General features: G+C 72.9%; 27 protein-coding genes and 2 pseudogenes. 21 read left to right on the top strand and 8 right to left on the bottom strand.

What is annotated here, in order from left to right; genetic code table 11:
* Positions 1-3 precede the first annotated feature (3 nt).
* From ABZ464_RS19775 to ABZ464_RS19745, 7 genes are all read left to right on the top strand, one after another.
* Positions 4-1,287: an ATP-grasp domain-containing protein gene (locus tag ABZ464_RS19775; protein ID WP_359278605.1), complete on the top strand. Its 1,284-nt coding sequence runs from the start codon at positions 4-6 to the stop codon at positions 1,285-1,287.
* Positions 1,288-1,316: 29 nt separating this feature from the next.
* The gene (locus ABZ464_RS19770) at positions 1,317-1,721 is read left to right on the top strand and encodes a cupin domain-containing protein (protein ID WP_359278603.1); all 405 of its coding nucleotides are present in this window, start codon (positions 1,317-1,319) and stop codon (positions 1,719-1,721) included.
* Entirely contained in the window at positions 1,718-2,749 is a 1,032-nt protein-coding gene (locus tag ABZ464_RS19765; protein WP_359278600.1) for a histidinol-phosphate transaminase, read from the top strand. The genes ABZ464_RS19770 and ABZ464_RS19765 overlap by 4 nt, the downstream gene beginning before the upstream one ends.
* 109 nt (positions 2,750-2,858) lie before the next feature.
* The gene (locus ABZ464_RS19760; RefSeq protein ID WP_359278597.1) at positions 2,859-4,262 is read left to right on the top strand and encodes a lysine 2,3-aminomutase; all 1,404 of its coding nucleotides are present in this window, start codon (positions 2,859-2,861) and stop codon (positions 4,260-4,262) included.
* Positions 4,259-6,934, top strand: coding sequence for a lysine 5,6-aminomutase subunit alpha (locus ABZ464_RS19755; RefSeq protein ID WP_359278594.1), 2,676 nt, complete (start codon positions 4,259-4,261; stop codon positions 6,932-6,934). The genes ABZ464_RS19760 and ABZ464_RS19755 overlap by 4 nt, the downstream gene beginning before the upstream one ends.
* Entirely contained in the window at positions 6,931-7,713 is a 783-nt protein-coding gene (locus tag ABZ464_RS19750; protein WP_359278591.1) for an OAM dimerization domain-containing protein, read from the top strand. Before ABZ464_RS19755 ends, ABZ464_RS19750 begins: the two co-directional genes overlap by 4 nt.
* A complete protein-coding gene (locus ABZ464_RS19745; RefSeq protein ID WP_359278588.1) occupies positions 7,710-9,233 on the top strand; it encodes an amino acid adenylation domain-containing protein in 1,524 nt (507 codons plus the stop codon). The genes ABZ464_RS19750 and ABZ464_RS19745 overlap by 4 nt, the downstream gene beginning before the upstream one ends.
* Positions 9,234-9,323: 90 nt before the next feature.
* Here the strand turns inward: ABZ464_RS19745 and ABZ464_RS19740 are convergent, their stop codons facing one another.
* Both ABZ464_RS19740 and ABZ464_RS19735 read right to left on the bottom strand, forming a co-directional pair.
* The gene (locus ABZ464_RS19740; RefSeq protein WP_359278585.1) at positions 9,324-9,542 is read right to left on the bottom strand and encodes a helix-turn-helix transcriptional regulator; all 219 of its coding nucleotides are present in this window, start codon (positions 9,540-9,542) and stop codon (positions 9,324-9,326) included.
* 255 nt (positions 9,543-9,797) lie between these two features.
* Positions 9,798-10,043 (bottom strand): hypothetical protein, encoded by a 246-nt coding sequence (locus ABZ464_RS19735; protein ID WP_359278582.1) that lies wholly within the window; start codon positions 10,041-10,043, stop codon positions 9,798-9,800.
* A gap of 190 nt (positions 10,044-10,233) precedes the next feature.
* On the opposite strand from ABZ464_RS19735, the gene ABZ464_RS19730 reads away from it, so the two are divergent.
* Both ABZ464_RS19730 and ABZ464_RS19725 read left to right on the top strand, forming a co-directional pair.
* On the top strand, positions 10,234-11,241 hold the full coding sequence (locus tag ABZ464_RS19730; RefSeq protein WP_359278579.1) for a helix-turn-helix transcriptional regulator: 1,008 nt from the start codon (positions 10,234-10,236) through the stop codon (positions 11,239-11,241).
* Positions 11,242-11,546: 305 nt separating this feature from the next.
* On the top strand, positions 11,547-12,071 hold the full coding sequence (locus ABZ464_RS19725; RefSeq protein WP_359278576.1) for a hypothetical protein: 525 nt from the start codon (positions 11,547-11,549) through the stop codon (positions 12,069-12,071).
* Between the two features lie 35 nt (positions 12,072-12,106).
* Here the strand turns inward: ABZ464_RS19725 and ABZ464_RS19720 are convergent, their stop codons facing one another.
* The 3 genes from ABZ464_RS19720 to ABZ464_RS19710 all read right to left on the bottom strand — a co-directional run bounded on the left by ABZ464_RS19720 (position 12,107) and on the right by ABZ464_RS19710 (position 13,981).
* A complete protein-coding gene (locus ABZ464_RS19720; protein ID WP_359278573.1) occupies positions 12,107-12,334 on the bottom strand; it encodes an MbtH family protein in 228 nt (75 codons plus the stop codon).
* Between the two features lie 169 nt (positions 12,335-12,503).
* The gene (locus tag ABZ464_RS19715) at positions 12,504-13,403 is read right to left on the bottom strand and encodes an NAD-dependent protein deacetylase (RefSeq protein WP_359278570.1); all 900 of its coding nucleotides are present in this window, start codon (positions 13,401-13,403) and stop codon (positions 12,504-12,506) included.
* Positions 13,404-13,477: 74 nt separating this feature from the next.
* Positions 13,478-13,981 carry a hypothetical protein gene (locus ABZ464_RS19710; RefSeq protein WP_359278567.1) on the bottom strand — a complete coding sequence of 168 codons (504 nt, stop codon included), beginning with the start codon at positions 13,979-13,981 and terminating at the stop codon, positions 13,478-13,480.
* 7 nt (positions 13,982-13,988) lie between these two features.
* Here ABZ464_RS19710 and ABZ464_RS19705 point away from each other — a divergent pair, with 7 nt between their 5' ends.
* Positions 13,989-14,147, top strand: a complete 159-nt coding sequence (locus tag ABZ464_RS19705) for a hypothetical protein (RefSeq protein ID WP_359278564.1) — start codon at positions 13,989-13,991, stop codon at positions 14,145-14,147.
* Positions 14,148-14,360: 213 nt separating this feature from the next.
* Positions 14,361-15,575, top strand: a complete 1,215-nt coding sequence (locus ABZ464_RS19700; protein WP_359278561.1) for an MFS transporter — start codon at positions 14,361-14,363, stop codon at positions 15,573-15,575.
* A 64-nt stretch (positions 15,576-15,639) separates the two neighbouring features.
* On the opposite strand, the pseudogene ABZ464_RS19695 reads toward ABZ464_RS19700, so the two are convergent.
* A pseudogene (locus tag ABZ464_RS19695) lies at positions 15,640-15,756 on the bottom strand (TetR/AcrR family transcriptional regulator); the annotation flags it as partial.
* 76 nt (positions 15,757-15,832) lie between these two features.
* Between ABZ464_RS19695 and ABZ464_RS19690 the strand changes: the two are divergent.
* From ABZ464_RS19690 to ABZ464_RS19655, 8 genes are all read left to right on the top strand, one after another.
* Complete coding sequence (locus ABZ464_RS19690; protein ID WP_359278558.1) at positions 15,833-16,450, top strand: dihydrofolate reductase family protein; 618 nt, start codon at positions 15,833-15,835, stop codon at positions 16,448-16,450.
* 264 nt (positions 16,451-16,714) lie between these two features.
* Positions 16,715-18,361, top strand: coding sequence for an ATP-binding protein (locus ABZ464_RS19685; RefSeq protein WP_359278555.1), 1,647 nt, complete (start codon positions 16,715-16,717; stop codon positions 18,359-18,361).
* Positions 18,358-18,765: a roadblock/LC7 domain-containing protein gene (locus ABZ464_RS19680; RefSeq protein ID WP_359002544.1), complete on the top strand. Its 408-nt coding sequence runs from the start codon at positions 18,358-18,360 to the stop codon at positions 18,763-18,765. The genes ABZ464_RS19685 and ABZ464_RS19680 overlap by 4 nt, the downstream gene beginning before the upstream one ends.
* Positions 18,762-19,109, top strand: coding sequence for a DUF742 domain-containing protein (locus tag ABZ464_RS19675; RefSeq protein WP_359278552.1), 348 nt, complete (start codon positions 18,762-18,764; stop codon positions 19,107-19,109). The genes ABZ464_RS19680 and ABZ464_RS19675 overlap by 4 nt, the downstream gene beginning before the upstream one ends.
* A 13-nt stretch (positions 19,110-19,122) precedes the next feature.
* Entirely contained in the window at positions 19,123-19,716 is a 594-nt protein-coding gene (locus ABZ464_RS19670; RefSeq protein WP_359278989.1) for an ATP/GTP-binding protein, read from the top strand.
* Positions 19,713-20,936 (top strand): cytochrome P450, encoded by a 1,224-nt coding sequence (locus tag ABZ464_RS19665; RefSeq protein ID WP_359278549.1) that lies wholly within the window; start codon positions 19,713-19,715, stop codon positions 20,934-20,936. Before ABZ464_RS19670 ends, ABZ464_RS19665 begins: the two co-directional genes overlap by 4 nt.
* Positions 20,933-22,174: a cytochrome P450 gene (locus ABZ464_RS19660; protein WP_359278546.1), complete on the top strand. Its 1,242-nt coding sequence runs from the start codon at positions 20,933-20,935 to the stop codon at positions 22,172-22,174. The genes ABZ464_RS19665 and ABZ464_RS19660 overlap by 4 nt, the downstream gene beginning before the upstream one ends.
* Before the next feature lie 153 nt (positions 22,175-22,327).
* Complete coding sequence (locus ABZ464_RS19655; RefSeq protein WP_359278543.1) at positions 22,328-22,870, top strand: GNAT family protein; 543 nt, start codon at positions 22,328-22,330, stop codon at positions 22,868-22,870.
* On the opposite strand, the gene ABZ464_RS19650 is transcribed toward ABZ464_RS19655, so the two are convergent.
* Complete coding sequence (locus tag ABZ464_RS19650) at positions 22,867-23,067, bottom strand: hypothetical protein (protein ID WP_359278540.1); 201 nt, start codon at positions 23,065-23,067, stop codon at positions 22,867-22,869. The genes ABZ464_RS19655 and ABZ464_RS19650 overlap by 4 nt on opposite strands.
* 50 nt (positions 23,068-23,117) lie before the next feature.
* Between ABZ464_RS19650 and ABZ464_RS19645 the strand changes: the two are divergent.
* Positions 23,118-23,393, top strand: a pseudogene (locus ABZ464_RS19645) (hypothetical protein); the annotation flags it as partial.
* A 62-nt stretch (positions 23,394-23,455) separates the two neighbouring features.
* Here the strand turns inward: ABZ464_RS19645 and ABZ464_RS19640 are convergent.
* Positions 23,456-25,105 (bottom strand): allantoin permease, encoded by a 1,650-nt coding sequence (locus ABZ464_RS19640; protein WP_359278537.1) that lies wholly within the window; start codon positions 25,103-25,105, stop codon positions 23,456-23,458.
* A 294-nt stretch (positions 25,106-25,399) separates the two neighbouring features.
* Here ABZ464_RS19640 and ABZ464_RS19635 point away from each other — a divergent pair, with 294 nt between their 5' ends.
* The gene (locus tag ABZ464_RS19635; RefSeq protein ID WP_359278535.1) at positions 25,400-25,780 is read left to right on the top strand and encodes a hypothetical protein; all 381 of its coding nucleotides are present in this window, start codon (positions 25,400-25,402) and stop codon (positions 25,778-25,780) included.
* The last annotated feature ends 108 nt before the right edge of the window (positions 25,781-25,888 follow it).

Below are 25,888 nucleotides of genomic sequence, written 5' to 3'. Positions count from 1 at the left end.
GCCATGCCACGCCCCGTCATCGCCGTCGTCTACGACTTCGGCTCCGTCGCCCCCGCGGACATCGTGGACCGTCTCGCACCGCTCGGCGATGTCCTCCTCGCCGTGTGCCGCTCGGCGCACACCGAGCAACTCGCGCCGCTGCTGGCCGACTTGGCTCCGGTGGTGCCGGTCGGCCCGGACCTCGAAGAGGCCGCCGCGCGCCTTCGGGAACACCGCCCCGACGCGCTGCTCACCTTCAGCGAGCGCCGGCTCGGGACGACCGCCGAACTGGCCGTGCGGCTCGGACTGCCGTACCACGACATGGCCACCGTACGACTGCTGACGGACAAGTACGCGCAGCGGCGCAGGCTCCGTGAGCGGGGCGTGGACCCGGTACGGTCCCGGCTGCTGCGCACCCCGGGCGACTGGGCGCCCGCGCTCGCCGGGGTGGGGCTGCCCGCCGTCCTCAAGCCGGCCCGCGGCGAGGGCAGCCGCAGCACCCACCTGGTGCCGGACGCCGACACCGGCGCCGCGCTCACCGCCGAGCTGCTGACCGGCCCGGACCGGGAGGCGGCCCTTGTCCTGGAGGAGTACCTGGCGGGCGTCGACCGCACCCCGTTCGGCGACCACGTCTCCGTGGAGAGCGCCGTGGCGGACGGCCGGGTCTCCCACTGGGCGGTCACCGGCAAGTTTCCGCTCGCCCCGCCGTTCCGCGAGGTCGGCCACTACTGGCCCGCGCCGCTCGACGACACCGAACGGGCGGCGGTGCTCGACCTGGCGGGCCGCGCGGTCGAGGCGCTCGGCCTGCGCACCGGCATCACCCACACCGAGATCAAACTGACCGCCCGGGGCCCCCGGCTGATCGAGGTCAACGGCAGGCTGGGCGGCTTCCAGAGCGGACTGGGCCGGCTGGCCGACGGCCTGGACCCGGTGGCACTGGCCGGACACCTCGCGCTGGGCGGTTCCGCCCCCGGGACCTGGGCGCCGCAGGAAAGGGTGGTGTACGCCCGCGCGGTGCCGACCCCCGCGGAGGGCGGCCTGCTCACCGCGGTGCACGGGGTCGCCGACGCCCTCGCCCTGCCCGGCCTCGACGGCTACGAGACCCGGGTGCAGCCCGGCACCCCCGTACAACCCGGCGTCGCAACGGGGGAGTTGGCGGTGCTGTGGGGCACGGCCGACGACCACCGCGCGATGGTCGCCGTACTCGACCGGGCCCTCGACGCCCTCACCTACACCTTCGCCGACGGCCGCACCCTGCGCGCCCGCGACCTGGCCGCCCCCGCCCCGCTCACCCCCCTCGACCACTGAAGGCGCCCCGACCGATGAAAGGCCCCCGCATGACCCCCGAGACGCCGACTCCCGCCCCTCGTCGGGCGGTTGCCGAGATCCGCACGGACATCCCGCAGTTCCTGCCGGTGGCCGGACACCACGCACCGGCGCCCTTCTACCTGACCGCCGACATGTTCGGCGGCGTCCCCGTCGAGCTGGCCGGCGGCCCCATCGACCACCTGGTCGGCAGGCCGGTCGCCGATCCGCACCGGCACGAGGTCGACGAGATCTACTTCCTGGTCTCGCCCCACCCCGGCGGCGCCCGTATCGAGGTCCTCGTCGACGGCGACCGGCACGAACTGACCTCGCCCGCCCTGCTGCGCGTCCCCGCCGGGGCCGAGCACCGCTTCCTCACCCTGGAGGCGGAGCCCGGCAGTTACTGCTTCGGCCTCCTGCTCGGCGGCGCCCGGTGACCGCCCCCGCCGTCCCGCGCACCCCGACCGGGGCACCCGTCCGCCTCCACCTCAGCGAGAGTCCGTACGGCCCCAGCCCGCACGCCCTGCGTGCCGCCCACGCGGCCGTCGACGACACCGGCACCTACCCCGATCCCACGCGCACCGCGCCCGCCCAGGCCGTCGCCGAGTTGCTGGGCGTCCGGCCGGACCGGATCGCCGTCGCCAACGGCAGCGACGAACTGGTCCTGCTCACCGCGCTGTGCCTGGGCGACCCGCGGCGCCCCGGGGTCACCACCGCGGGCACCTTCCCCGGCTACCGGATCTGCCTGGAGAACGTCCGGCGCGGCTGCCGCGAGGTCCCCGTGGACGATGTCAGCGCCCTGGCCGACGCGTTCGCCGACGCGGGCGTGGCGTACGTGTGCAACCCGCACAACCCGACCGGCGGCACCCTCGACCGCGCCGCGTTCGACCTTCTCGTCGAGCGGGCGGCGGCCACCCGCACCCCCCTCGTGGTGGACGAGGCCTACCTGGACTTCGCCCCGCCCGGCACCCCCCAGGTCCTCGACTACCTCGACACCGGCGCGCCGCTGCTCGCCCTGCGGACCTTCTCCAAGGCCCACGGGCTGGCCGGGCTGCGCATCGGCTACGCCGTCGGCGGCGCCGAGCTCGTGGGACGGCTGCGCGCAGTGCAGGGCAGCATGCCGTTCAGCGTCAACCGGGCCGCCCAGGCGGCGGCCGTGGCCGCGCTCGCCGACCGGGGCCATCTGGAGCGGGTACGGCAGAACAACGCCGCGGCCCGTGAGCGGTTCCGGGCCGACCTGGCCGCCCGGGGGCGCCGGGCGCTGCCGTCGGTGACCAACTTCCTCGCCGTACCGGTGCCCGACTCCGCCCGCGCCGAACGGCTGCTGGAGAGCGACCACGGCATCCTCGTGCGCGACGCGGGCCGCTTCGGACTCCACGGGCACCTGCGCGTCTCCGTCGGCGAGCCCGCCGACCTCGCCCGCCTCCTCGACGCCCTCGACGTCGTCGCCCCCGTCACCGGCTGACCGGGCGCCCACCCGCACCCGATCCACCGGCGGCGCACGGCCCCGACCGCATGCCGCGCCGCTCCGAACCCCACCCGCCGCCCCCGGCCGGGAGAAACCGAGGCACCCCGTGAGAACCGCACCCCCGCCGGCCGCGCCCCCCGCCCGGGAGACGGCCGACGCGCTCGCCCAGCCGTACGGCTACCGCCGGCACGAGGCCGTCGAGCCCGACTGGCGGCGCTTCCCGGCCTGGCGGCACGTCACCCCCGCCGAGTGGCGCGACCCGCAGTGGCAGCGCGCCCACTGCGTCAAGGGAGTCCGGCAGCTGCGCGAGGTGGCCGGAGCCGGTCTCGACGACACGTTCCACGAGGACCTCGACGCCGATCAACGGCAGTTCGCGACCATGCCGATCCTGCTCACCCCCCACGTCCTCAACACCATCGCCCCGTCGACCGCCCCCGACACCACCGCCTGGTACGCCGACCCCGTCCGCCGCTACATGCTGCCCGTCGCCAGCGACCGCCACCCCCGGTGGCCCAGTCACCCGCTCGCCTCCCGGGACTCCCTGCACGAGGCCGAGATGTGGGTGGTGGAGGGGCTCACGCACCGCTACCCGACCAAGGTGCTCGCCGAACTCGTCACCACCTGCCCGCAGTACTGCGGCCACTGCACCCGGATGGACCTGGTCGGCACCTCGACCCCGCAGATCGACAAATACCGCTTCGTGCTGCGGCCGGCGGACCGTCTCGACCGGATGATCGCCTATCTGCGCGCCACCCCGACCGTGCGCGACGTCGTGGTCTCCGGCGGCGACGTCGCCAACGTGCCCTGGCCCAGGCTGCGTTCCTTCGTGGACCGGCTCCTGGACCTGGACAACATCCGGGACATCCGGCTCGCCAGCAAGGGCCTGGTCGGACTGCCCCAGCACTGGCTCGCCCCCGACGTCCTAGACGGCATGGCCCAGCTCGCCGCCAAGGCGTCCGCGCGCGGCGTCGGCCTCGCCATGCACACCCACGCCAACAACGTCCAGCAGATCACCCCGCTGGTCGCCGAGGCCTCCCGCGCCCTGCTCGCCGCGGGACTGCGCGACGTACGCAACCAGGGCGTGCTGCTCCACGGCGTCAACCACACGCCCGAGGCCCTGCTCGACCTGTGCTTCGCCCTGCTCGACAGCGCGCAGATCATGCCGTACTACTTCTACCTCTGCGACATCGTGCCCGGCGCCGAGCACTGGCGGCTGCCGCTGGCCGAGGCCCAGCGCCTACAACACGCCGTCATGGGCTATCTGCCCGGTTTCGCCACCCCCCGGCTGGTGTGCGACGTGCCCTACGTCGGCAAACGCTGGGTGCACCAGGCCGACGCCTACGACCGCGAACTCGGCATCTCCGACTGGTCGAAGAACTATCTGACCTCCGTCGAGCACGACGACCCCGAGGCGCTGCGCCGCACCCACCACTACTACGACCCCCTGCACACCCTGCCCGACGCCGGGCAGGCGCACTGGGCGCGTCGGCGGACCGAGGAGGCCCGGTGAACGCCGGTACGTGGAAGGAGAGTTCACCGCTCGGACTGCACCGGGTGCTCGCCCCGGCCGGGGTGCTGCCGCAGGCCGCCGACCGGCTCGACCCCGACTCCCCGCTGCGCGAGGACGAGCTGCGCATCGACGTGGAGTACCTCAACCTCGACGCCGCCTCCTACCGGCAGCTCCACGAGGAGCACCGCGGCGACGGGGACGCGATCCGGGACGCGGTGTGCCGGATCGTGCGCGAGCGCGGCAAGATGCACAACCCGGTCACCGGCTCCGGCGGCATGCTGATCGGCACGGTCGCCGAAGCCGGGCCGCGCACCCCGCTCGGCCTCAAGACCGGCGACCGGGTGGCGAGTCTGGTCTCCCTCACCCTGACCCCCCTGACCCTGACCGACGGGCTGCGCGACTGGGACGGGCTGGGGGAGCGCGTACCGGCCCGCGGCCACGCCGTCCTCTTCGGGCGGTCGGTCGCCGCGGCGCTCCCCGCCGACCTGCCCGACGAGCTCTCGCTCGCGGTCCTGGACGTGTGCGGCGCGCCCGCGCTGACGGCCCGTACCGTCGCCGAGTACGCCGCCCGCTCCGGCGCCGCGCCCTCGGTGGCCGTGCTGGGCGCGGCCGGCAAGTCGGGCAGTCTGGCCCTCGCGGCCGCCCGCCGCGCGGGCGCCGGACGACTGGTGGGCGTCGTGCCCGACCGCGCCGAGGAGGCCGCGCTCACCGCGTCCGGGCTGGCCGGCACGGTCCTGCGGGCCGACGCCCGCGACGCGGTCGCGCTGAGCGAGCGGCTCGACGGATGCGGCGGCCCCGTCGACATCACCGTGGTCTGCACCGACGTACCCGGCTGCGAACACGCGGCGGTGCTGGCGACCCGCGACGGCGGCACCGTCGTCTTCTTCTCGATGGCCACCTCGTTCCCCGCGGCCGCGCTCGGCGCCGAAGGACTGCGCGCCGACGTCACCCTGCTCATCGGCAACGGCTACCAGCCCGGCCACGCCGAACAGGCCCTGGACCTGGTGCGCACCGAGCCGGGGGTACGGGCGCTGTTCGACCGCCGCCGCGCACCGGCCCGCGCCGCCGCCCGGCCGGCCGCCGGGACCGCCGGCAAGCTGGGTCTCGACCCCCACCTGGTGCGCCGCGCACGGGAGTTGGCCGTACGCGCCGGTCGCCCGGTGGTGGACCTGGCGCGGTCCCACACCACCGTGGCCGTCGAGCGGGCGTCCCTGCGGCTGGCCGGGCTCTCCGGCGCCGACGCCGAGGGCATCCCCTGGGCCAACCGGCTGGTGGACGCCGTCCGCGACCAGGTCGGTCTGGAACACGGGGTGGCGCTGCCGGTCTGGCACGCGCTGCGCACCGGACCCAGCCGCGACCTCACCGAACTCGCCGCCCGCGCCACCGCCCGGGACGTGTCCTTCCGGCTCCCCGAGGGCGCCGCCGCCGAGCACGCCGTACGCGACGCCCGCCGGGCCATGGCCCAGGGCCTCGCGGTCATCGACGGCCGTCGACGGGAACGCGAGCGCCTGATCGGGGAGTGGGGCGAGCCGCGCGGACCGCTCGTCTATCTGATCGTGGCCACCGGCGACATCCACGAGGACGTCCGCCAGGCCGTCGCGGCGGCCCGCGGCGGCGCCGACGTCATCGCCGTCATCCGCTCCACCGGCCAGTCGCTGCTCGACTACGTTCCCCACGGCGCCACCCGCGAGGGCTACGCCGGCACCTACGCCACCCAGGAGAACTTCCGTCTGATGCGCGCCGCCCTCGACGAGGTGTCGGCCCGGCTCGGCCGCTACGTCCGCCTGACCAACTACGCCTCCGGACTGTGCATGCCGGAGATCGCCGTCCTCGCCGGCCTGGAACGGCTGGACATGATGCTCAACGACTCGATGTACGGCATCCTCTTCCGCGACATCAACCCGCTGCGCACCTTCGTCGACCAGCGGTTCTCCCGGCAACTGCACGCCCGCGCCGGCATCGTGATCAACACGGGCGAGGACAACTACCTCACCACCGCCGACGCGATGGAGGCCGCCCACACGGTCACCGCCAGCCAGCTCCTGAACGAGTACTTCGGCAAGGAGGCCGGACTCACCGACGCCCAGCTCGGCCTCGGGCACGCCTTCGAGATCGACCCGGACCTGCCCGACTCCTTCCGCATGGAGCTCGCCCACGCCCTGCTCGCCCGCGAACTGTTTCCCGACGCCCCCCTCAAATGGATGCCGCCCACCCGCCACATGACCGGCGACGTCTTCCGCGGCTATCTGCTCAACGGGTTCTTCAACCTGGCCGGGGCGCTCACCCGGCAGGACATCGTGCTCGTCGGCATGATGACCGAGGCCGTCGTCACCCCCTTCCTCTCCGACCGCGACCTGGCGCTGCAGAACGTCCGCTATGTGCGGGACGCCGCCGGCGCCCTGGAGGAGGACTTCCGGCCCGCCCCCGGCGGAGTCATCGCCCGGCGCGCGGACGCGGTGCTGCGCGAGGCCGTCGACCTGCTGGAGGGGCTGGACGGGCGCGGACTGCTGGACGCCATCGCCGACGGCACCTTCGGCGGTATGCGCCGGCCCGCCGACGGCGGCCGGGGCCGGGACGGCGTGGCCGAACGCGCCCCCGGCTACCGCAATCCCGCCATGGAACTGCTGGAGGGGTCCGCGGACCCCGGACCGGAAGGAGAAGACCGGCCATGAACACCCCCGCAGGGCCGCCGCCCGCGGTCCGCCCCTACGGCGACACCACCGACGACGGCATGGTGCAGCTGTCGTTCACCCTCCCCCTGCCGCACGGCCCCCTCGCCGAGGCCGCGGCCCTGCGACTGGCCCGCCTCATGGGCATGGAACGCCCGCTGCTCGTCCATGCCCGGCCGGTGGGGGAGGAGTTCGCCTTCTTCGTCGTCTACGGCGCGGTCGCGCACCGGGTGGAACTGGACAGCGTGGACGTCGTGGAACGGGAGTACCCGCTGCTGTCCGCCCAGGAGGTCGACGAGAGCGTCCACCGGGGCCTGGGCCGGGAGCTGGTCGTGGTCGGCGCGTGCATCGGCACGGACGCCCACACCGTCGGCATCGACGCCATCCTCAACATCAAGGGCTTCGCCGGGCAGAAGGGCCTCGAGTACTACCACTCGATGCGCGTGGTCAACCTCGGCGCCCAGGTCGCGGTGGCCGACCTCGTGCACCGGGCGGTGAGCGAGCGCGCCGACGCCGTCCTGGTCTCCCAGGCCGTCACCCAGCGCGACGCGCACCTGACCAACGTGCGCGAACTCAGCGCCGAACTCGACGCGGCGTTCACCGGGCGCCGCCGGCCCCTGCTGGTGGTGGGCGGACCGCGCTTCGACCCCGCCATGGCCGCCGAACTCGGCGCCGACCGCGTCTTCGGACGCGGCACCACCCCCGACGACGTGGCCAGTTACCTCGCCCACGCCCTGACCGGCGAGCGGACCGCCGCCGCGGACGAAAGGAGCGCCGTATGAGACCGCCCCGGCCGTCCGCCGAGGACCGCCTCGACGTCCGGTTCCGCGCGGTCGCCGCCCGCGAGCCGGACCGTACGGCCGTCACCGACGCCCTGGGCTCGGTCAGCTACGGCGAGCTCGCCGAGCGGGCCGACGCCGTCACCCGCGCCCTGCACGGCCGGGTGGCCCCCGGTCGGCCCGTCGCCCTGCGCGCCGGACGGTCCCGGTACGCGCTCGCCGGACTCCTGGGCATCCTGGGCGCCGGCGCCTCCTATCTGCCGGTCGACCCCGGGTATCCGCGGGAGCGGCAGAGCTATCTGCTCGACGACTCGGGGGCCCGGCTGGTCCTCACCGACGGGCCCCCGGCGCCGGGGGAGACCGTGCTCGCCGCACTCGGACCGCTGATCCTCGCCTCCCTCCCGCCCGCCCCCGACGCCCCCGTCCTCCCGCCGGACACCGCCTACACGATCTACACCTCCGGCTCCACGGGCGCGCCCAAGGGCTGTGTCGTCGGGCACGCGCAGGTGCTGGCCCTGCTGGACGCCGCGATCCCGCTGTTCGACGTCGGCGCGGACGACGTATGGACGCTGTTCCACTCCTGGAGCTTCGACTTCAGTGTCTGGGAGATCTGGGGCGCCCTGCTGTACGGCGGCCGGGCCGTCGTGGTCGACAAGGACACCGCCGCCGACCCCGACGCCTTCGCCGCGCTGCTGGCGGCGGAGCGGGTCACCGTCCTCAACCAGGTGCCCTCCGCCTTCGGCAACCTCGTCACCGAGGCGGCGGCCGGCGCGGTGCGGCTGCCGGACCTGCGCCATGTCCTCCTGGGCGGCGAGGCCCTCGTGCCCGACGACATACGCCGCTGGTGGGCCGCCGGCACGGCGCCCGCCGCGGCCGTCACCAACATGTACGGCATCACGGAGACCACCGTGCATGTCACCCACTGCACGCTCACGCCCGACATCCTGTCCGAGGCCGGTCCCGGACGCACCCCGATCGGACGGCCATTGGGCCATCTCACCGTCGAACTGCGCGATGAGAAAGGCGAGTTGGTGGAACCGGGGCAACCCGGTGAGCTGTGGGTCGGCGGGGCGGGCGTGAGCCACGGCTACCTCGGCCGCCCCGCCCTCACCGCCGACCGGTTCACGGGCGGCCGCTACCGCAGTGGCGACTGGGCCGTCGCCGACGCCGACGGCCGCCTGTACTACGCGGGACGGATGGACGGTCAGGTCAAGCTGCGCGGGTTCCGTATCGAACTCGGTGAGATCGAGGCGGAGTTGCGCGCCCTGCCCGGCGCCGACGGCGCCGCCTGCCTCGTCGACGACAGCGGCCGTACGCCGGTACTCGCCGCCTACCTGGTCGCCGACCGTGACGTCCTTCCCCCGCACCTGGTGCGCGAGCGGCTCGCCGGGCGGCTTCCCGCGCACATGCTCCCCCAGCGACTGCACTATCTCGACCGCCTGCCGCTCACCCCCCACGGCAAGCTGGACCGCACGGCTCTGGTGACCGCTCCGGCACCGGTCGCGCGGGGGGAGAGCCCCTGACCCGTACAGCGTCTGGAGGGTACGACACGACGGCGGAGGGCGCCGGCGGGATCATCCGCCGGCGCCCTCCGCCGTTCTGCGGGGGCCGCTCTACGCCTGGGCCAGGCCGAGGTCGTGGTGCCGGGAGACCTGAAAGGCCAGCACCATCAGATGCGCCCGGTTGCTGACTCCCGCCTTTCCCCGGATTCTGCGCAGATACGTGTCAACGGTGTGCGGACTCAGATTCATTCTGCGCGCGATGGAGGAATAGGTATGGCCCTCCGCGAGGTAGCCGAGTACTTCGAGCTCACGGTCGCTGAGCTGCTTCACTATTTCGACGGCGAACGGACTCACAGGTGTGCCTTTCTCGATGAAGACGAGGGCCTCGCGGCCGGGCCTTCGCCGACTCGACGGTCAGGACTGCCGGGCGTGTCTCGCGCGCGTCGCCGCGCCGGACTCCAATGAGGCGGGTTAAGGTGCGCCGTGATCGGGGGACGACGCGGTGGGGGTGCGGGCCGAGTGGTGACCGTCTGGCCGATCCCGTCACGCCGTTCCCGGGGCTCGTCGAGCCCTGTGCGGACCGGCTCAGCTGCCCGAGCTGCCCCAGCCGCTGTCGCCGTCGGTGACGAGGCCGGCCGCTTCGGTGACCACGCCGTTCGCGTACCGACCGCCCCAGCCGCTGTCGTCGTTCGTCTCGCCCGTGCCGGCGAGCACGGAATGCGTGGCCGTTCCGGGCGCGGGCGCCGACAGGGTGTGGGTCGCTCCCATCAGCGTGCCGAATGCGATGCACGCGAGGACGGACGCTGCGGCGTGGGCACGGAAGGATTTCATACGGGGGCGCTCCTGGTTCTGATCCTGAATGGAACCGGTAGTTCCGTTTATTCGATCTCCGGTGCCTCAAGAGTTCCGTCCCGAAGGCGGTCATGGCCAGCGACCTAGGTGCTCACCAAGCTGCCCCGCAGCAAAGCGAACAGGGGATGTAATGGTTATATCCGACCATAACTGGGCAGTCGACCCGCCTGTGCGACTCAGTGACAGGGAGGTCGCCCTCTACCGATGGGTGGCGGCGAACGGACGCATGGACCCGGAGTGCGCGGCCCGCGAGCTCGGCCTCAGCTGTGACGAGGCGGAAGGCGCCGTCGTCTCCCTGACCGAACTCGGCCTGCTCAAAGCCGACTTGGACGACCCGGCGCGGCTGCGCCCGGTCGATCCGGACCTCGTGGCCGCCGTGGTGACCATCTCCATGGAGGCGGAGATCCGCACCCAGCAGGCCGAACTGCACCTCATCCGCGACCAGTTCGCCGATCTGCGGGTCAACTACCGGGACAGCCTCAGCCGGGGGTCCGTCGATCTGGAGGTGATCCCCGGACTGGAGGAGGTGCGCGCCGCCCTGAACCGGGCCGCCGAGGAATGCTCCGAGGAGATGCTCACCAGCCAGCCCGGCGGGAACCGGTTACCGGCCGTGCTCCAGGAGGCGCTGGCCCGCGACACCGCGATGCTGTCCCGCGGGGTGCGGATGCGCACGCTCTACCACCACACCGCACGTTTCAACGGCCCCAGCCAGGCCTATGTCGCCACCGTGTCCGCCCTCGGCGCCGAGTACCGCACCGCGCACGAGCTGTTCGGCCGGCTGATCGTCTTCGACCGCAAGGTGGCCTTCATCCCCGAACGCGGCGGCACCTGGGGCGCGGTGGTGATCCGGGAACCCTCGGTCGTCCACTACCTGTGCGAGGTGTTCGAGCAAGCGTGGACGCAGGCCGCGCCGTTCTCCGACGCCGCCGCCGACGGCCTCGAACTCGTCGCCAAGGACATCCACCGGACGATCGTGCGGCTGCTCGCGGCCGGCCTCAAGGACGAGAGCATCGCCCGCCGGATCGGCATGTCCCTGCGCACCGCGCGCAAACACATCGCCGACATCATGGAGACCCTGGGCGCCGAGAGCCGCTTCCAGGCCGGAGTCCTCGCGGCGCAGCAAGGACTCCTCGACGACATCCCGGCGACCGGATCCGGCACGGGGTCGGCGGACTGACCCGAACGAACGCACTGGATCACCCTGGACCTCCTGCGACCTCCCGGGGCCTCCCGGAGTGGAGAGGGCCCGCCACCGGTTCGGTACCGTGATCCCGGGACTCCCGCAACTCCCTCCGTGTGCAGCAGAGTTCCTGCAAACCGCTGGGGCGGGCCGGGCCGCGGCGCCCGCTCGCCCCCGCGGTCATGGGCGGAGGAACAGCGGACCTGCTCTTCCCGGGAAGTCCCGAGTACCACGTACGGGCCGTCCGCGCGTGAACCACGGCACGCGGGACGTTGCGGGTGCGATGCGGAGCGGAGCGGGACGTGGACTACGAAGGAGACCGGGGCGAGGGCACATCCGATCTGGAGCGCTTCGTCAGGGATCTGGCCCTGTGCCTGTCGGTCCACCACGACAGAGGGCCGGCCCTGGTGTGGCCGGACGGCGTCGACACCGTGCTGGCGGAGGACGGCGGTCTGCGGCGTGGGCGCGCCGACCCGGGCCCGGAGCCGGACGGCGTGGCCGCCGGCACGGCGGCGCTCACCTTCTCCCTCGGTGCACTGCTGTCCTGCCGGGTGGGGAGTTCGTATCTGGCCCTGGACCCCGGCGCGCAGAGCGGCGGCAACACCGCGGCGACCGACCTCGTGCTGCTGCCCGTGCGCGGAAGCTGCGACGGCCGCGTCGAACCGGCACCGCCCGGACGGGCCCGCGCCGTCCTGGACCGTCCCCTGGAACTGCGCCTGAGGGTCGGCGAAGCCCTCTATGTGCCGAGCGGTTTCGACTACGCGCTCAACGAGGCGCACTCGCCGTGCACGCTGCTCGTCCTGGCGCTGCACCCACCGGTCTGGTGACCCGACGGGCGAGGCCGCCACCGCGAGGGGCGGACTCACCGTGCCTGTACGGCGTCGGCGTCCGTCGCCCGGATCAGGCTCGCGGGACGGATGTCCCTCCAGTGCTCGCCGATGTAGTCCAGGCAGTCCTGGCGCGAGCCCTCGGCCCGGGCCACCGTCCAGCCCGCCGGCACCTCGGCGTACGAGGGCCACAGGGAGTGCTGGTTCTCGTCGTTGACGAGCACCAGGAACGTGCCGTCCGGTTTGCCGAAGGGGCTGCTCATGGCGGGTTCCTCCAGGGGGTCGGGACATGGGTGCAGTGCCGATGATTTCCCCGACGCGTTGTCCGCTCAAGTCACGGGATGGCGTTACCGAGAGTGCCGGAGGACCGCCGTACTCATGGGCGTTGCCTCCGCCTGCGCTTCACCTCAACGCCCAGCCGTCCCCGTACTCCTAGTGGTCGACGGAATGCGGGACGGGGACGCCCAGCCGGTCGGCGGCCGTGGTGAGGGCCGCGCCCAGCGGGAGGGTGACGCGGGTGAGGGCGTGGCGGTCGCCCCGGGTCGCGTCGCGGTTGACGATCAGCACCGGCTTCCCGGCCAGGGCCGCCTCGCGGACGAACCGGAGCCCGGACATCACCGTCAGCGAGGAACCCAGGACCAGCAGCGAGGTCGCCTCATGGACCAGCCTGCGGCAGTGCTCGACCCGCCGCGGCGGCACGGTCTCGCCGAAGAACACCACGTCCGGCTTGAGGACCCCGCCGCAGACCGCGCACGGCACCACACGGAAGTCCCCGACCTGCTCGTCGGTGAGGTCGGCGTCACCGTCCGGATTGATCCCCGCCGCCACCGGCGCGAAGCCCCCGTTGGCCTCCTCCAGCCGCCGGGCGAGTTCCCGGCGCGGGCTGCGGGCGCCGCAGGACAGACAGACCACCCGGGCCAGGCTCCCGTGGAGTTCCACGACGTCCTCGCTGCCGGCGCCCTGGTGCAGACCGTCGACGTTCTGTGTGATCACACCCGAGAGCAGCCCGTGCCGCCCGAACGCGGCCACGGCCCGGTGCCCGGCGTTGGGCCGCGCCCGGCCGAAGGTGCGCCAGCCGAGGTGGCTGCGGGCCCAGTACCGGCGCCGGGCCCGCGCCTCGGCGGTGAAGTCCTGGTAGGTCATCGGAGTGTGCCGGCTCAGACTCCCGCCCTCGCCCCGGTAGTCGGGGATGCCCGACTCCGTGGAGATGCCCGCCCCGCTGAGCACGAGCACACCGCCGCCGCGCAGGGCGTCGACGACCGGCTCCAGATCCGTGGTGCCCGGGGGCAGGCCCTCGGTGGGCGTCCAGCTCAGAGTGGGGCGTATCCGCATGGGGCCAGGGTACGAAAGGCGGCCCACCGCTTGAGAAGACCGGCGGGCGGGCAGACAGTGAGAGGCATGAGCCGTCATCGACGCCCACCGAGCAGATCGTCGTGGATCGTGGGTGCGGCAGTCGTCCTCGCCGCGGGTGGCCTGGGAATCTGGGCGCTGACGGCCTCGGACGACGGCACGTCCCGACCGTCGCCCTCGGTCTCCTCCGACCTGTCCCTGCCCACCCTCGCCCCCTCGCCCTCACGGACGGCCTCCCCGGAGACCTCCAGTACGTCGCGTCCCGTACCCACCGGCACCCAGCACTCCCCATCACCGTCGAGGACACCGCACCCGGCACAGCCGACGCGCCCCGGCGACCATGCGACAGCCGGACGCCCGCCGTCCTCGGCCGTGCCGCTGACGACATCGCCCTCGACGCCGGTGTCCTCGGCGACGCCCGCACGGTCATCCCACCCGGCGCAGACCGCGACCGCGGCGCCACGACCGACGCCGACCGTGTCCGCCCCGCCGTCGCCCCCCGCTCCGACACCGCCCCCCACCGCCGCGAGCAGCTCGGCGACGACAACCGTCTGGTTCACGTCGCCCGTGGCCGAGGCCGCCGCCCGGCGCATGGCCGCCTCGGGGACGGTCGGCGACCCGGCGTGCTCACTGTCGGCACAGGGCGACCCCGACCCCCGACTCGTACCGCGAGCCGCCCGGATAGGCGTCGGCACCTCCGACGGCTACTGGTGCCTGATCTGGTAGATCCTCACGGTGTGTGACGCAGGCCATATTCCCCGTGGCCCGATCTTGGAATGCGCACGCTCCCGCCGCTGCTGCACCTTGGTGGGCCTCCCCTGCCCCGGGGGGCGCACCGGGCAATGGCGGCCGGCGCGACTGGCCACCGGAGCAGGGCGACGTCGGTCCCCGCCGCTCCGCCGCATCCGGATCGTCGCCCCCGAAAGGTACCTCCGCTCCATGCCCCTGGCTCTGCTGTCCCTCGCCGTCGTCGCGTTCGGCATCGGTACGACCGAATTCGCCACGATGGGACTGCTTCCCCAGATCGCCGACGGCATCGGCGTGTCCGTCCCGCAGGCCGGCAACGTCGTCTCCGCCTACGCGCTCGGCGTCGTCGTCGGCGCTCCCGTTCTCACCGGCATCGGCGCCCGCATCCCCCACAAGCGGCTCCTGCTCCTGCTGTCCGGGCTGTTCGTGATCGGCAACCTCGCGTCCGCCTTCGCTCCCGGATTCGGCCTGCTGTTCGCCGCGCGCTTCCTGGCGGGCCTGCCGCACGGCGCGCTCTTCGGCGTGGGCGCCGTCGTCGCGTCCCGGCTGGTCGCCCCCGAACGGGCCGGGACCGCCGTCTCCAGGATGTTCCTGGGGCTCACCGTCGCGAACATCGTCGGCGTCCCGGCCGGCACCGCGCTCGGGCAGCAGTTCGGCTGGCGGTACGCGTACTGCGCGGTCGCCGTCATCGGCCTGATCGCCCTCGCCGCGCTGGCCGCCTTCGTCCCCCACCAGCCGCGCGGCTCCCAGGCGGGCGTCCGCCATGAACTGCGGGCGATGGGGAACAAGCAGGTCGCCATCGGACTGGCCACCGCCGTCGTCGGATTCGGCGGCTTCTTCGCCGTCTACAGCTACCTGGTGCCGATCCTGACGCACCTCACGGGCCTCTCCGACTCCTCGACCACCCTGGTCCTCGCGCTCTACGGCGCCGGGATGACGCTGGGCACGCTCATCGCGGGCCCGCTGACGGACCGCGCCCTGCGCCCGACGCTGTACGGCGGACTCGCCCTGCTCGGGGCCACGCTCGTGGCGTTCTACTTCACGGTCCACAGCACCGTGCCCGCCCTGCTGACGCTCGTCGTCATGGGCGCGATGGGCGCCCTCGTCACCACACCCGTGCAGATGCTGCTGATGGCCAAGGCGAAGGACGCCCCGACGATGGCGGCGGCCTCCAACCACTCCGCCTTCAACCTGGCCAACGCGGGCGGCGCCTGGCTCGGCGGCCTCGCCATCTCCGCCGGCTGGGGCTGGGCCTCACCCGCCCTGGTCGGCGCGGCCCTCGCCGCCGCGGGCCTCGGCCTCGCCTTCACCGGCGGCCTCATGGACCGCGGGACCGGGAACTCCGAGGTGATCACCTCGTCGGGGGCGAAGGTCCCGACGGAGACGGACCAGGTCACGGCGCGCTAGCAGCGCGATCCGCCGCACCGGACCCGTGCGGCGGCCCCTCGGGGGTGGGGTCCTCGCCGAGCACGGGGTCCAGCCGCGTCTCGGCGAGCAGTCGGTCGGCCGCCTGCCGGTGGACGGCCGTGAAGAGGGCGTGCTTGCTCGGGAAATGCGGGTAGAGCCGGGTCCGGGAAACCCGGCCTGCTCCGGAGCCCGCGCGGCGGGGCGGAGCGGTGGCCACGGACCGATGAGTTCGGGCGACGCGCGGGGTCTGCCCTGGTATGACGCGCATCATCGCTGACATCTCGGTCTCCCTCGACGGCTACGTCACCGGACCCGACCCCGGCCCGGACAACGGCCTGGGCACCGGCGGCGAGGCCCTCCACACATGGGCGTTCTCCGACGACCCCGACGACCGCCGGATCCTGCACGAGGGCACCGCCCGCTCGGGAGCCGTCGTCCTCGGCCGCCGGCTCTTCGACCTGGTCGACGGGCCGGACGGCTGGGACGACACGACCGGCTACGGCGCCGGCGAGGTCGGCAGGCCCGCCTTCGTCGTCGTGACGAGCTCACCGCCGGAGTCCGTACGCCTCACCGACCTCGACTGGACGTTCGTCACCACCGGTCTGCCCGACGCCGTCACGGCCGCCCGCGAGCGCGCCGAGGCAGCCTCGGCGCGCAGCGGCAAGGACCTCGACGTCGTCCTCATGGGCGGCGGCGCGACGATCGGCTCGGCGTTCGACGCCGGACTGGTCGACGCGCTGAGCCTCCACCTCGCGCCGGTCGTACTGGGCGCGGGCACACCCCTGTTCACCGGCGGCCTGCCCCGCACCCTGCTGCAACGGAGCGTGACCCAGACCTCGACGGCGACACACCTGACGTACGACTGCCGCACCTGACCACCGGGGACGCGTCCTGGCTCTCGGTCTTGACGACTTCCATCATCGGGAAGACGGCGTAGGCGTCCGCGTCGGCAACACGCGACGGACCGGAGGCACTCCGCCGAAGAGGTTCCTGTGGAGATGGGCGGAAGCTATTGAGAGTGATCGAAACTCTCGTATAGTGACGCCCGGTTGATCAGTGACTACAGCTTTCTGTGCATAATTTGCCCCCGAGGATGACACAAAGGCCGCCTTTCCGGCGGCCGCCCAAGGACCTGAGCGATGACCGCGCCCGCCCCTCCCGACGCCCGAACCCCCCTTCGTGCGCTGCTTCCCCTGCCCCTGCTGACCGCCGCCCTGGCCGCGCTCGCCGTCGTCTGGGCCGTCACGTCCGTGCCCAGGTCGGCGCAGGCGATCGTGGGTTGGGGCGGCGCGATCGCCGGGGTCCTGCTCTGCACGGCCGTCACCGTCGCCGTCAGGGCGCGGCGGTCCGCACGAGCCGCCCGTGCCGCGCTGCGGACGATCACAGCCGACGCCGAGCGGGTCACCCGTGAGCGCGACCTCCAGGCCGACCAGTGGCGCCGTGAGCACCAACGGCACACCGACGCCGCCGCCCATGAACGGGCCCGGCTCGCCGAGGAGTTCACCCGCGAGCGCGCCGTACGCGCCAAGGAGACGGAGATCGAACGGGCCCGGCTCGCGGCCGAGGTGCGCAGCCTCACCGAGCGACTCGCCCGCTCCGTCGGCGAACGCGACACCGCCGTCGCCGCCACCGCCAACGCCGCGGCCCGTATGCAGGCCCTGGCCACCGGCACCCTCGCCGACCTGCGCGCCATGGAGGAGCGGCACAGCGACGAGGACGTCCTCGCCGACCTGCTGCACCTGGACCACCGCACGGCACAGGCCGGCCGACTCGCCGACTCCATCGCCGTGCTCACCGGCGCCCGGTCGGGACGCCGTTGGGCGCGCCCCATCTCCATGGAGTCCATCCTGCGCGGTGCCATGGGCCGGATCAGCGGCTACCAGCGCATCCGTCTGCACTCCGTCAGCGACGTCGCGGTCGCCGGACACGCGGCCGAGGGCGTGATGCACGCGCTCGCCGAACTCCTCGACAACGCCGCCAACTTCTCACCCCCCAACGCCGAAGTGCACGTCTACGTCGAGGAAGTGCCCGCCGGCGCCATCGTCTCGGTGGAGGACAGCGGCCTCGTCATGAGCGACGTCCAACTGCGCCGCGCCGAACAGGCCGTCGCCGGCGACGTGACCGAACTCGGCGGACTCACCGGCACCCGGCTCGGCCTGGCCGTCGTAGGACGTCTCGCGCGCAAGCACGGCATGAAGGTGTCGTTCCGGCCCTCCGCCCGCGGCGGCACCGGGGTCCTCATGCTCGTCCCCCAGGAGATCCTCACCGCCCAGCCCTCCCCGGTACGGCTCCCCGCGGACCCGCGCCCGCACGGCGCCCCGACCCGCACCCCGAGCGCGGACCGCGACGCCCCCGCACCCTCCGACGCCGCCCCGGCCGCGGAGCGGGCCCGGCCGCACGAGGAGGAGAGCGGCGCCGGCCCGCAGGCGGGCGGCGGACTGCCCAAGCGCCGACGCGGCCACACCCTGGCCGCCGCCGAGAACGCCCGGGCCGCCCAGGGCACCCCGCGCCCCACGCCCGCGCCCGAGGACATCCGCACCCGCGCCAACCGCTTCGGCGCCTTCCGCCAGGCGGTCCGCGCGGCCGACCCGGCGGAGCGCACCGGCGGCCACCGGCTGCCGTCGGCCGACCCGGGCGAGCGCACCGGCGCCCACCCGCTGCCGGCCGTCGGCGACGGCACGCCGCCCGCCGTCGACGCAGACCCGCACACCACGCCGTCCTCCCGCACCCGGACGGCCCTCGAAAGACCCACCTCCTCGCACCCGGAAGGCGACACCACCTCATGACCGGCACGACGACCGCCGACGAGAAGCTCACCTGGCTCATCGAAGGGCTCCTGGAGCGCACCCCCGGCGCACGGCACGCCCTCGTGCTCTCCCGCGACGGGCTGAAGCTGTGCCGCACCCCGGAACTGACCGTCGACCAGGCCGACCAGCTCGCCGCCATCGCCGCCGGTATCCAGTCACTGTCGCACGGCGCCTCCGTCGAGTTCGGTGACGGAAGCGGGGGCGTGCGCTCCTCGATGACCGAGTTCTACGGCGGCACGCTGTTCATCGTCGAGGCCGGCGAGGGCGCGCATCTGGCCGTCGTCACCGACGAGGAGGCCGAACCCGGTCTCGTCGGGCACAACATGAGCGAGCTGGTGGAACAGCTCGGGGAACATCTGACGGCCCAGCCCCGCAGCGCATGAGGCGGCCCGGCAGGGACGACGCTCCCGACCGGCTGTACACCCTCACCGGGGGCCGCAGCCGGCCCGGGCCCGACAGCCCCTTCGACCTGGTGACGCTCGTGGTGGCCGAGAGCGACGCCGCCCCCGGCATGCAGTCCGAGCACGCGGCGATCCTCGCCCTGGCGAAGGCGCCCACCGCCGTGGTGGAGGTCGCCGCCGAGCTGCGGCTTCCCGTGAGCATCACCAAGATCCTGCTGTCCGACCTACTCGCCGCGGGCAAGGTCAGCGCCCGCCACCCCCGCATCTCGGTCCTTCCCGACCCCGACATCCTGGAGCAGGTGCTCGTTGGACTCCGCAACCTCTGAGGGACGCACCCCGCTGGGTGCCTCCGCCGACAACGGTCTGAAGATCGTCGTCGTGGGCGGCTTCGGTGTCGGAAAGACCACCATGGTCCGTTCGGTCAGCGAGATCCGCCCCCTCAACACCGAGGAGACGATGACGAGGGCCGGCGAGACCGTCGACGACATCAGCGAGATCCGGGGGAAGACCGCGACCACCGTGGCCTTCGACTTCGGCCGGATCACCCTCGACGCCCGCAATGTGCTCTACCTCTTCGGCGCGCCCGGCCAGGAACGCTTCTGGTTCCTGTGGGACCGGCTGTTCTCCGGCACCCTCGGCGCGGTCGTCCTGATCGACACCCGCCGCATCGACGACTCCTGGTACGCCATCGACCGGCTGGAGCGCCACGGCACGCCGTTCATCGTCGCGTGCAACGACTTCGGCGGCCCCCGCCACTCCCACGACGACGTCCGCGAGGCCCTCGACCTCGACCCGCGCGTGCCCCTGGTCGACTGCGACGCCCGCTCCCGCGAGTCCAGCAAGCAGGTCCTCATCACGCTCGTCCAGCACATCCAGCGCCGGTACGCCGGACAGTCGGCCGAGGCCGCCGCATCACCACGGGAGTTCGCGTGAGCACCGACGCCGTTCCGCTCAGCGGTCCGCGCTTCCAGACCGAACCCGCCCGGCTCTACCGGGAGATGCGCGCCGAGCACGGTGCCGTCACCCCCGTACTGCTGGACGGTGACGTCCCGGCCTGGCTCGTCCTCGGCTACCGCGAACTGCACCAGGTCACGGGCGACCCCGTCCTGTTCAGCCGCGACTCCGACCTGTGGAACCAGTGGGACACCATCCCCGGCGACTGGCCCCTGCTGCCCATGATCGGCCGCAAGCAGCCGTCGATCCTCTACACCGTCGGTGAGCGGCACCGCGAACGCGCCGCCATGATCAGCAACGCGCTGGAGGCCAGCGACGGCGCCCAACTGCGCCGCCACGCCGAGCGGTTCGCCGACGAGCTGATCGACGCGGTCTGCGCCAAGGGGACGGCCGACATCGTCGGCCAGTACGCCATGCTGCTGCCCGTCCGTGTCCTGGCGCGGCTGTACGGCTTCCCCGACGAGGACGGGCCGGGTCTGGTCACCGCGCTGAACGACATGATCGACGGCCGCGAGCGCGCCCTCGCCGGACAGAGCCATCTCGCCACCTCCATGGGCGAGTTGCTCGCCGCCCGCCGGGCCGCGCCCGCCGACGACGTGGTCTCCCGGATGCTGGCCGACCCCAGCGGCTTCACCGACGAGGAGATCGCCCAGGACCTGATGGTGATGATGGCGGCCGGGCACCAGCCCACCGCCGACTGGATCGGCAACTCGCTGCGGCTGATGCTCACCGACGCCCGGTTCGCCGCCTCCCTCTTCGGCGGACGCAACAGCGTCGCCGAGGCCATGAACGAGGTGCTCTGGGAGGACACGCCCACCCAGAACGTCGCCGGCCGCTGGGCGTCCCGCGACACCCACCTCGGCGGACAGCACATCCGGGCCGGCGACCTGCTCCTCCTCGGCCTGCAGGCGGCCAACTCCGACCCCCAGGTGCGTCCCGTCGGCGGCGACCTCACCGGCGGCAACAACGCCCACTTCTCCTTCGGCCACGGCGAGCACCGCTGCCCGTTCCCCGCCCAGGAGATCGCCGAGGTGATCGCCCGGACCGCCCTCGAAGTCGTCCTGGACCGGCTGCCCGACATCGACCTCGACGTCCCCGCCGAGACCCTGACGCGCCGCCCCTCGCCCTGGCTGCGAGGGCTGACCGAACTGCCCGTGCGGTTCACCCCCACCCCTGCCCCGGGAGGCAACCGATCATGACGTCCGGCACCGAAGAACTGCGGATCGCCCTGGATCCGTTCGTCACCGACCTGGACGGTGAGAGTGCCAGGCTGCGCGCGGCCGGACCGCTGGCCGCGGTCGAGCTGCCCGGGGGAGTGCCCGTGTGGGCGGTCACCCGGCACGCCGAGGCCAAGGCGCTGCTGACGGACCCGCGCCTGGTCAAGGACATCGAGGTGTGGGGCGCCTGGCGGCGGGGCGAGATCCCGTCCGACTGGCCCCTGATCGGCCTGGCCAACCCCGGCCGCTCCATGCTGACCGTGGACGGCGCCGATCACCGCAGGATGCGCGGCCTCGTCGCGCAGGCCCTCACCCCGCGCCGGGTGGAGACCCTGCGCGAGCGGATCACCGAACTCACCGAACAGCTCCTGGACCGGCTGCCCGCCGACGCCGACGTCGTCGACCTCAAGGCGGAGTTCGCCTACCCGCTGCCGATGTACGTGGTCGCCGACCTCATGGGCATAGAGGAGAGCCGACTGCCGCGGCTGAAGGAGCTGTTCGAGAAGTTCTTCTCCACCCAGACCCCGCCCGAGGAGGTCGTCGCCACCCTCGTCGAACTGGCGGGGATCATGGCCGAGACGGTCGCCGCGAAGAAGGCCGCGCCCGGCGACGACCTGACCAGCGCGCTCATCCAGGCCACGGAGGAGGGTGACCGCCTCACCGACGAGGAGATCGTCTCCACCCTCCAGCTGATGGTCGCCGCCGGCCACGAGACGACGATCTCCCTCATCGTCAACGCCGTGGTCAACCTCTCCACCCACCCCGAGCAGCGGGCACTCGTCCTCGCGGGCAAGGCGGACTGGTCGGCGGTGACCGAGGAGACGCTGCGCTGGTCCACCCCGACCTCGCACGTCCTGATCCGGTTCGCGACCGAGGACGTGCCGGTCGGCGACCGTGTCCTCCCGGCGGGCGACGCGCTGATCATCTCCTACGGCGCGATAGGCCGCGACGAGGAGGCGCACGGCCCCACCGCCGGCGACTTCGACATCACCCGGGAGACCCGCACCCGCCACATCTCCTTCGGCCACGGCCCGCACGTCTGCCCCGGCGCGGCACTGTCACGCCTGGAAGCGGACGTGGCGCTGCCCGCGCTCTACGCCCGCTTCCCCGGCCTGGACCTCGCGGTACCGCCGTCGGCCCTGCGCAACAAGCCCGTGGTGACCCAGAACGACCTCTTCGAACTCCCCGTCCGCCTCACCCCGACGGCCTCGTCCGACTGACCCGCCCTCGAGAAACCTCCTGCCGACCGACACGGCCCCGCGGGGCGGAGTCGGTCGGCAGACACCGGGAGTCATGAGTCGCCCGCTCCAGCGACGGGGGGGCGACCGGATATTGGTTTGCCGCAGGCCGGTCCGGCCGGATAAGAAGCTTGCATGCTTAGAGGCAGTAAGGTCGGGCTCAGGGCTCGGCACGAGGAGGACATCCCGATCCTGCGGGCGGAGCTCTTCGACGACGTGGTCAACGGCTCGCGGGCCGAAAGCGGGCCCTGGCGGCCGATCACCCCCGGTTCGAAGGATCCACGGCTCGTGGTGGACGACAAGGAACAGGGGCACGTCCCGTTCTCCGTGGTGGAGTTGGAGGGCGGCACGCTGGTCGGTACCGCAACGCTGTGGGGCATCGACACGCACAGCCGGTGCGCACACATCGGGCTGGGCCTGCTGCCGGCCTCGCGCGGCAAGGGCTACGGCACCGACGTGGTCGCGGTCCTGTGCCACTACGGTTTCGTGGTGCGCGGCCTGCATCGGCTGCAGATCGAGACGCTGTCCGACAACGCCGCGATGCTGAGCGCCGCCGAGCGCAACGGCTTCGTCCGCGAGGGCCTGCTGCGCTCCTCGGCCTGGGTGCTGGGCGAGTTCCTGGACGAGGTGCTGCTCGGGCTTCTCGCCCAGGACTGGAAGCCGGACTCCCGGGTCTAGGCTGCCGTCCGGCCGCCGAGGCCGAGCTCCTCCCGGCGCTCGGGCGGCGACGTCGGCCCGTGAGACGAGATCATGAACATCCTCGGGACGGGGAGCCCGAGGAACCGGTCGAGGTCGGTGAAGCTCGCGGTCCGGTCGGGGGCGCCGTCGGCGAGCAGCAGGGCGGTCAGGGCCGCCCGTCGAGTGCCCCACGACATGGAACCGGTCGATCTGCCGTGCCCGGAGGACCTGCGTCGACATCTTCGCGCAGGAGGGCAGCGGGGACCCGATCCCGGTGTCCGGCGGTGCCATCCTGGAGATTCGCGTCGCCGCCGCGTCGTACGACCTGGAGCACCACCGGTCGACCTACCCGGCCAAGGGCAAGCGGCCGCTGCCCGGGGTGGACCTGACGGGCTACCGGACCTTCCGCGACACCGAGTTCGGTGCCGGCTTCGAGGGGTACAGCCAGGTCGGTCTGGGGGTGCGCGCCCGGCTTCCGTTCAAGGTGACGCAGCTGTCCGACAAGCTCGTGGTGGACGTCGCCCGTCCCCTCGCCGCCGCCACGCGCCGTCCGGCCGACGGCGCGTGGCGTTCGCCCGACTCGGCCTACGCGCCGGCGGGCAGGACGTGGTCGGCGACCTTGTCCGTGCTCAGGCACAGCGAGCAGACCAGGGCGTCGTGCGTGGCGCAGGCGGCCAGGTCGGGGCGCTCGTACGCCTGGTGGCAGACATGGCAGTCGTACGTCGTCGCGCTCGGGTTGCCGTCCGCGTCCAGCAGGGGCTCGGCGATGCCGTCGTCGGTGCGGCGCAGGTAGTACCTGCCCCTGGTGACGATCGCCATGAGCGGGGTGAGGACGAAGGCGATGACGGCCGCGGCCACGGGCGAGTACGGCTGGAGGGTGTCGCCGAGGAGATGGAAGTACAGGGCGATCGACAGGCCGGAGGCGGCGACGAAGGACACGACGCCGACCGGGTTGACCGCGTGGAGCATGCCCCGGCGGAACTCCGGCCGGAGCGGGGAGATCTTCAGCAGGTACTTGTTGATCCCGATGTCGGTGGCGACGGTGACGACCCAGGCGATGGCACAGTTCGAGTAGAAGCCCAGGATGCCGTTGAGGAAGCTGAACATGTCGGCCTCCATCAGCGCGAGCGCGAAGCCCAGGTTGACCAGGACGAAGACCATGCGGCCCGGGTAGTGCCGGGTGATCCGGGTGAAGGAGTTCGTCCAGGCCAGCGAGCCGGAGTAGGCGTTCGTCACATTGATCTTGATCTGGCTGATCACCACCAGGGCCACGGCCAGCGGCACGACCATCCAGGACGGCATCATCGCGTCGAACGCGCCGCGGAACTGCTGGATCGGCTCGGGCGCCGCGTCCGCGCCGACCTCGGCCAGGATGTAGACGGCGAGGAAGACACCGATGGCCTGCTTGAGCGCGCCGAGCACCACCCAGCCGGGGCCGGCCATGATGACGGCGGTCCACCAGGACCGTTTGTTCGCCGCGGTCTTGGGCGGCATGAAGCGCAGGTAGTCGATCTGCTCGCCGATCTGCGCGATGAGCGAGAGACACACGCCCGCGCCGAGGAGCACGGAAGCGGTGTCGACGCCGCCTTCGCCGTCGGTGCCGGCGTAGGCGAGGAAGCGGTCGACCGTGCCGGGGTCGGTGCCGACGAGGTAGACCAGAGGGCCGACCATGAGCAGCAGCCAGACCGGGGTGGTCCACACCTGGAGCTTGCTGAGCGCCTTCATGCCGTAGATCACCAGCGGGATCACCATCAGCGTGGACACCAAGTAGCCTAGCCACAGCGGCAGTCCGAGGCCGAGCTCGAGGCCCTGGGCCATGATCGAGCCTTCGAGGGCGAAGAAGATGAAGGTGAAACTGGCGAAGATGACGCTGGTGAGGACCGAGCCGTAGTACCCGAAGCCGGAGCCGCGGGTGATCAGGTCGAGGTCGATGTTGTAGCGGGCGCCGTAGTACGCCAGTGGGAAGCCGGTGACGAAGATGACGGCCGCGGCGACGGCGATCGCCACGAGCGCGTTGCCGGTGCCGTGGGCCAGGCCGATGCCGGCGCCGATGGAGAAGTCGGCCATGTAGGCGATGCCGCCGAGGGCCGTCGTGGCGACGACCATGGGGGTCCAGCGGCGGTAACTGCGGGGCGCGAAGCGGAGGGTGTAGTCCTCCAGCGTCTCTTTGACCGCCTGGTCGGCGACGGTCCTCGTCGGCTCCGCCGCCGTCGCTCGTGAACCGGTTGTGCTCATGTCACATCTCCCCCGGGGGCTGGGTGCGGATGCTGTGCCGTCACGCTAGAAAGCGGTTGTTACCGTCGGTTCCGCCTGAGATGAACGGGCTGTTTCCCTGGCTCCCGCTCTTCGGAGGGGGAGCGGCGCGGGGCGCGAGGGGCATCCGGCGGCCATGAACGCGCCCCATGATCCGCATTCGACCCATCGTGGCGTTTAATGCGGATTGCCCGCTTGCTGTCTGTTCCGTGCCACCACCATGGCGTCCGAGAGGCCTCCGCTGCCGCGGAGCCTGTGGGACGAAAGGACATGTGTATGCGAGGCAAGCAGGCGATCGGTGCGGGCGTTCTGGCACTGGCTCTGGTGTCCGGCGCCGGCTGGGCGGCCCAGGCCACGAGCAGCGAACCCGCCACCGGCCTGGCCGCCGCGGCCAAGGCGCCGGCTCGGGCCGCGACCGTGGACGGCTACCAGATCGTCCAGCTCCCCAACGCCAACGTGCCCAACTTCCAGCGCCGGACCGTGTACTGCCCGTCGGGCAAGAAGGTCATCGGGGGCGGCGGCGAGGCCCAGGGCAACGGCGCGATCCTGGTGGGCAGTTTCCCCACCTCCGACGGCACCGGCTGGATCGCCCTCGGCCGGCAGGACGGCTACTCCAGCGTCGGCATCAGCGTGTACGCGATCTGCGCCTACGTCTGACCAGCGGCCCCTGACACGGGGGGGGTGGTTCCTGCCGACGGGCGATGTGCTGTCCCGCGGCCGCCTCCAGGTCGGCTTCAGCACCGGCATGCCGCACGCCGACCTGCC

Source organism: Streptomyces sp. NPDC005820, assembly GCF_040630255.1.
Classification (GTDB): domain Bacteria; phylum Actinomycetota; class Actinomycetes; order Streptomycetales; family Streptomycetaceae; genus Streptomyces.
Note: the sequence above shows the minus strand (reverse complement) of the source record. Positions and strands in the feature narration are given on the sequence as shown.

Bases quoted from the DNA above. Each gene is read 5' to 3' on its own strand.
- ABZ464_RS19775 (WP_359278605.1), top strand. From the start codon at position 4: ATGCCACGCCCCGTCATCGCCGTCGTCTACGACTTCGGCTCCGTCGCC.
- ABZ464_RS19770 (WP_359278603.1), top strand. From the start codon at position 1,317: ATGACCCCCGAGACGCCGACTCCCGCCCCTCGTCGGGCGGTTGCCGAG.
- ABZ464_RS19750 (WP_359278591.1), top strand. From the start codon at position 6,931: ATGAACACCCCCGCAGGGCCGCCGCCCGCGGTCCGCCCCTACGGCGAC.
- ABZ464_RS19745 (WP_359278588.1), top strand. From the start codon at position 7,710: ATGAGACCGCCCCGGCCGTCCGCCGAGGACCGCCTCGACGTCCGGTTC.
- ABZ464_RS19735 (WP_359278582.1), bottom strand. From the start codon at position 10,043: ATGAAATCCTTCCGTGCCCACGCCGCAGCGTCCGTCCTCGCGTGCATC.
- ABZ464_RS19720 (WP_359278573.1), bottom strand. From the start codon at position 12,334: ATGAGCAGCCCCTTCGGCAAACCGGACGGCACGTTCCTGGTGCTCGTC.
- ABZ464_RS19715 (WP_359278570.1), bottom strand. From the start codon at position 13,403: ATGCGGATACGCCCCACTCTGAGCTGGACGCCCACCGAGGGCCTGCCC.
- ABZ464_RS19700 (WP_359278561.1), top strand. From the start codon at position 14,361: ATGCCCCTGGCTCTGCTGTCCCTCGCCGTCGTCGCGTTCGGCATCGGT.
- ABZ464_RS19690 (WP_359278558.1), top strand. From the start codon at position 15,833: ATGACGCGCATCATCGCTGACATCTCGGTCTCCCTCGACGGCTACGTC.
- ABZ464_RS19685 (WP_359278555.1), top strand. From the start codon at position 16,715: ATGACCGCGCCCGCCCCTCCCGACGCCCGAACCCCCCTTCGTGCGCTG.
- ABZ464_RS19680 (WP_359002544.1), top strand. From the start codon at position 18,358: ATGACCGGCACGACGACCGCCGACGAGAAGCTCACCTGGCTCATCGAA.
- ABZ464_RS19675 (WP_359278552.1), top strand. From the start codon at position 18,762: ATGAGGCGGCCCGGCAGGGACGACGCTCCCGACCGGCTGTACACCCTC.
- ABZ464_RS19660 (WP_359278546.1), top strand. From the start codon at position 20,933: ATGACGTCCGGCACCGAAGAACTGCGGATCGCCCTGGATCCGTTCGTC.
- ABZ464_RS19655 (WP_359278543.1), top strand. From the start codon at position 22,328: ATGCTTAGAGGCAGTAAGGTCGGGCTCAGGGCTCGGCACGAGGAGGAC.
- ABZ464_RS19650 (WP_359278540.1), bottom strand. From the start codon at position 23,067: ATGTCGTGGGGCACTCGACGGGCGGCCCTGACCGCCCTGCTGCTCGCC.
- ABZ464_RS19640 (WP_359278537.1), bottom strand. From the start codon at position 25,105: ATGAGCACAACCGGTTCACGAGCGACGGCGGCGGAGCCGACGAGGACC.
- ABZ464_RS19635 (WP_359278535.1), top strand. From the start codon at position 25,400: ATGCGAGGCAAGCAGGCGATCGGTGCGGGCGTTCTGGCACTGGCTCTG.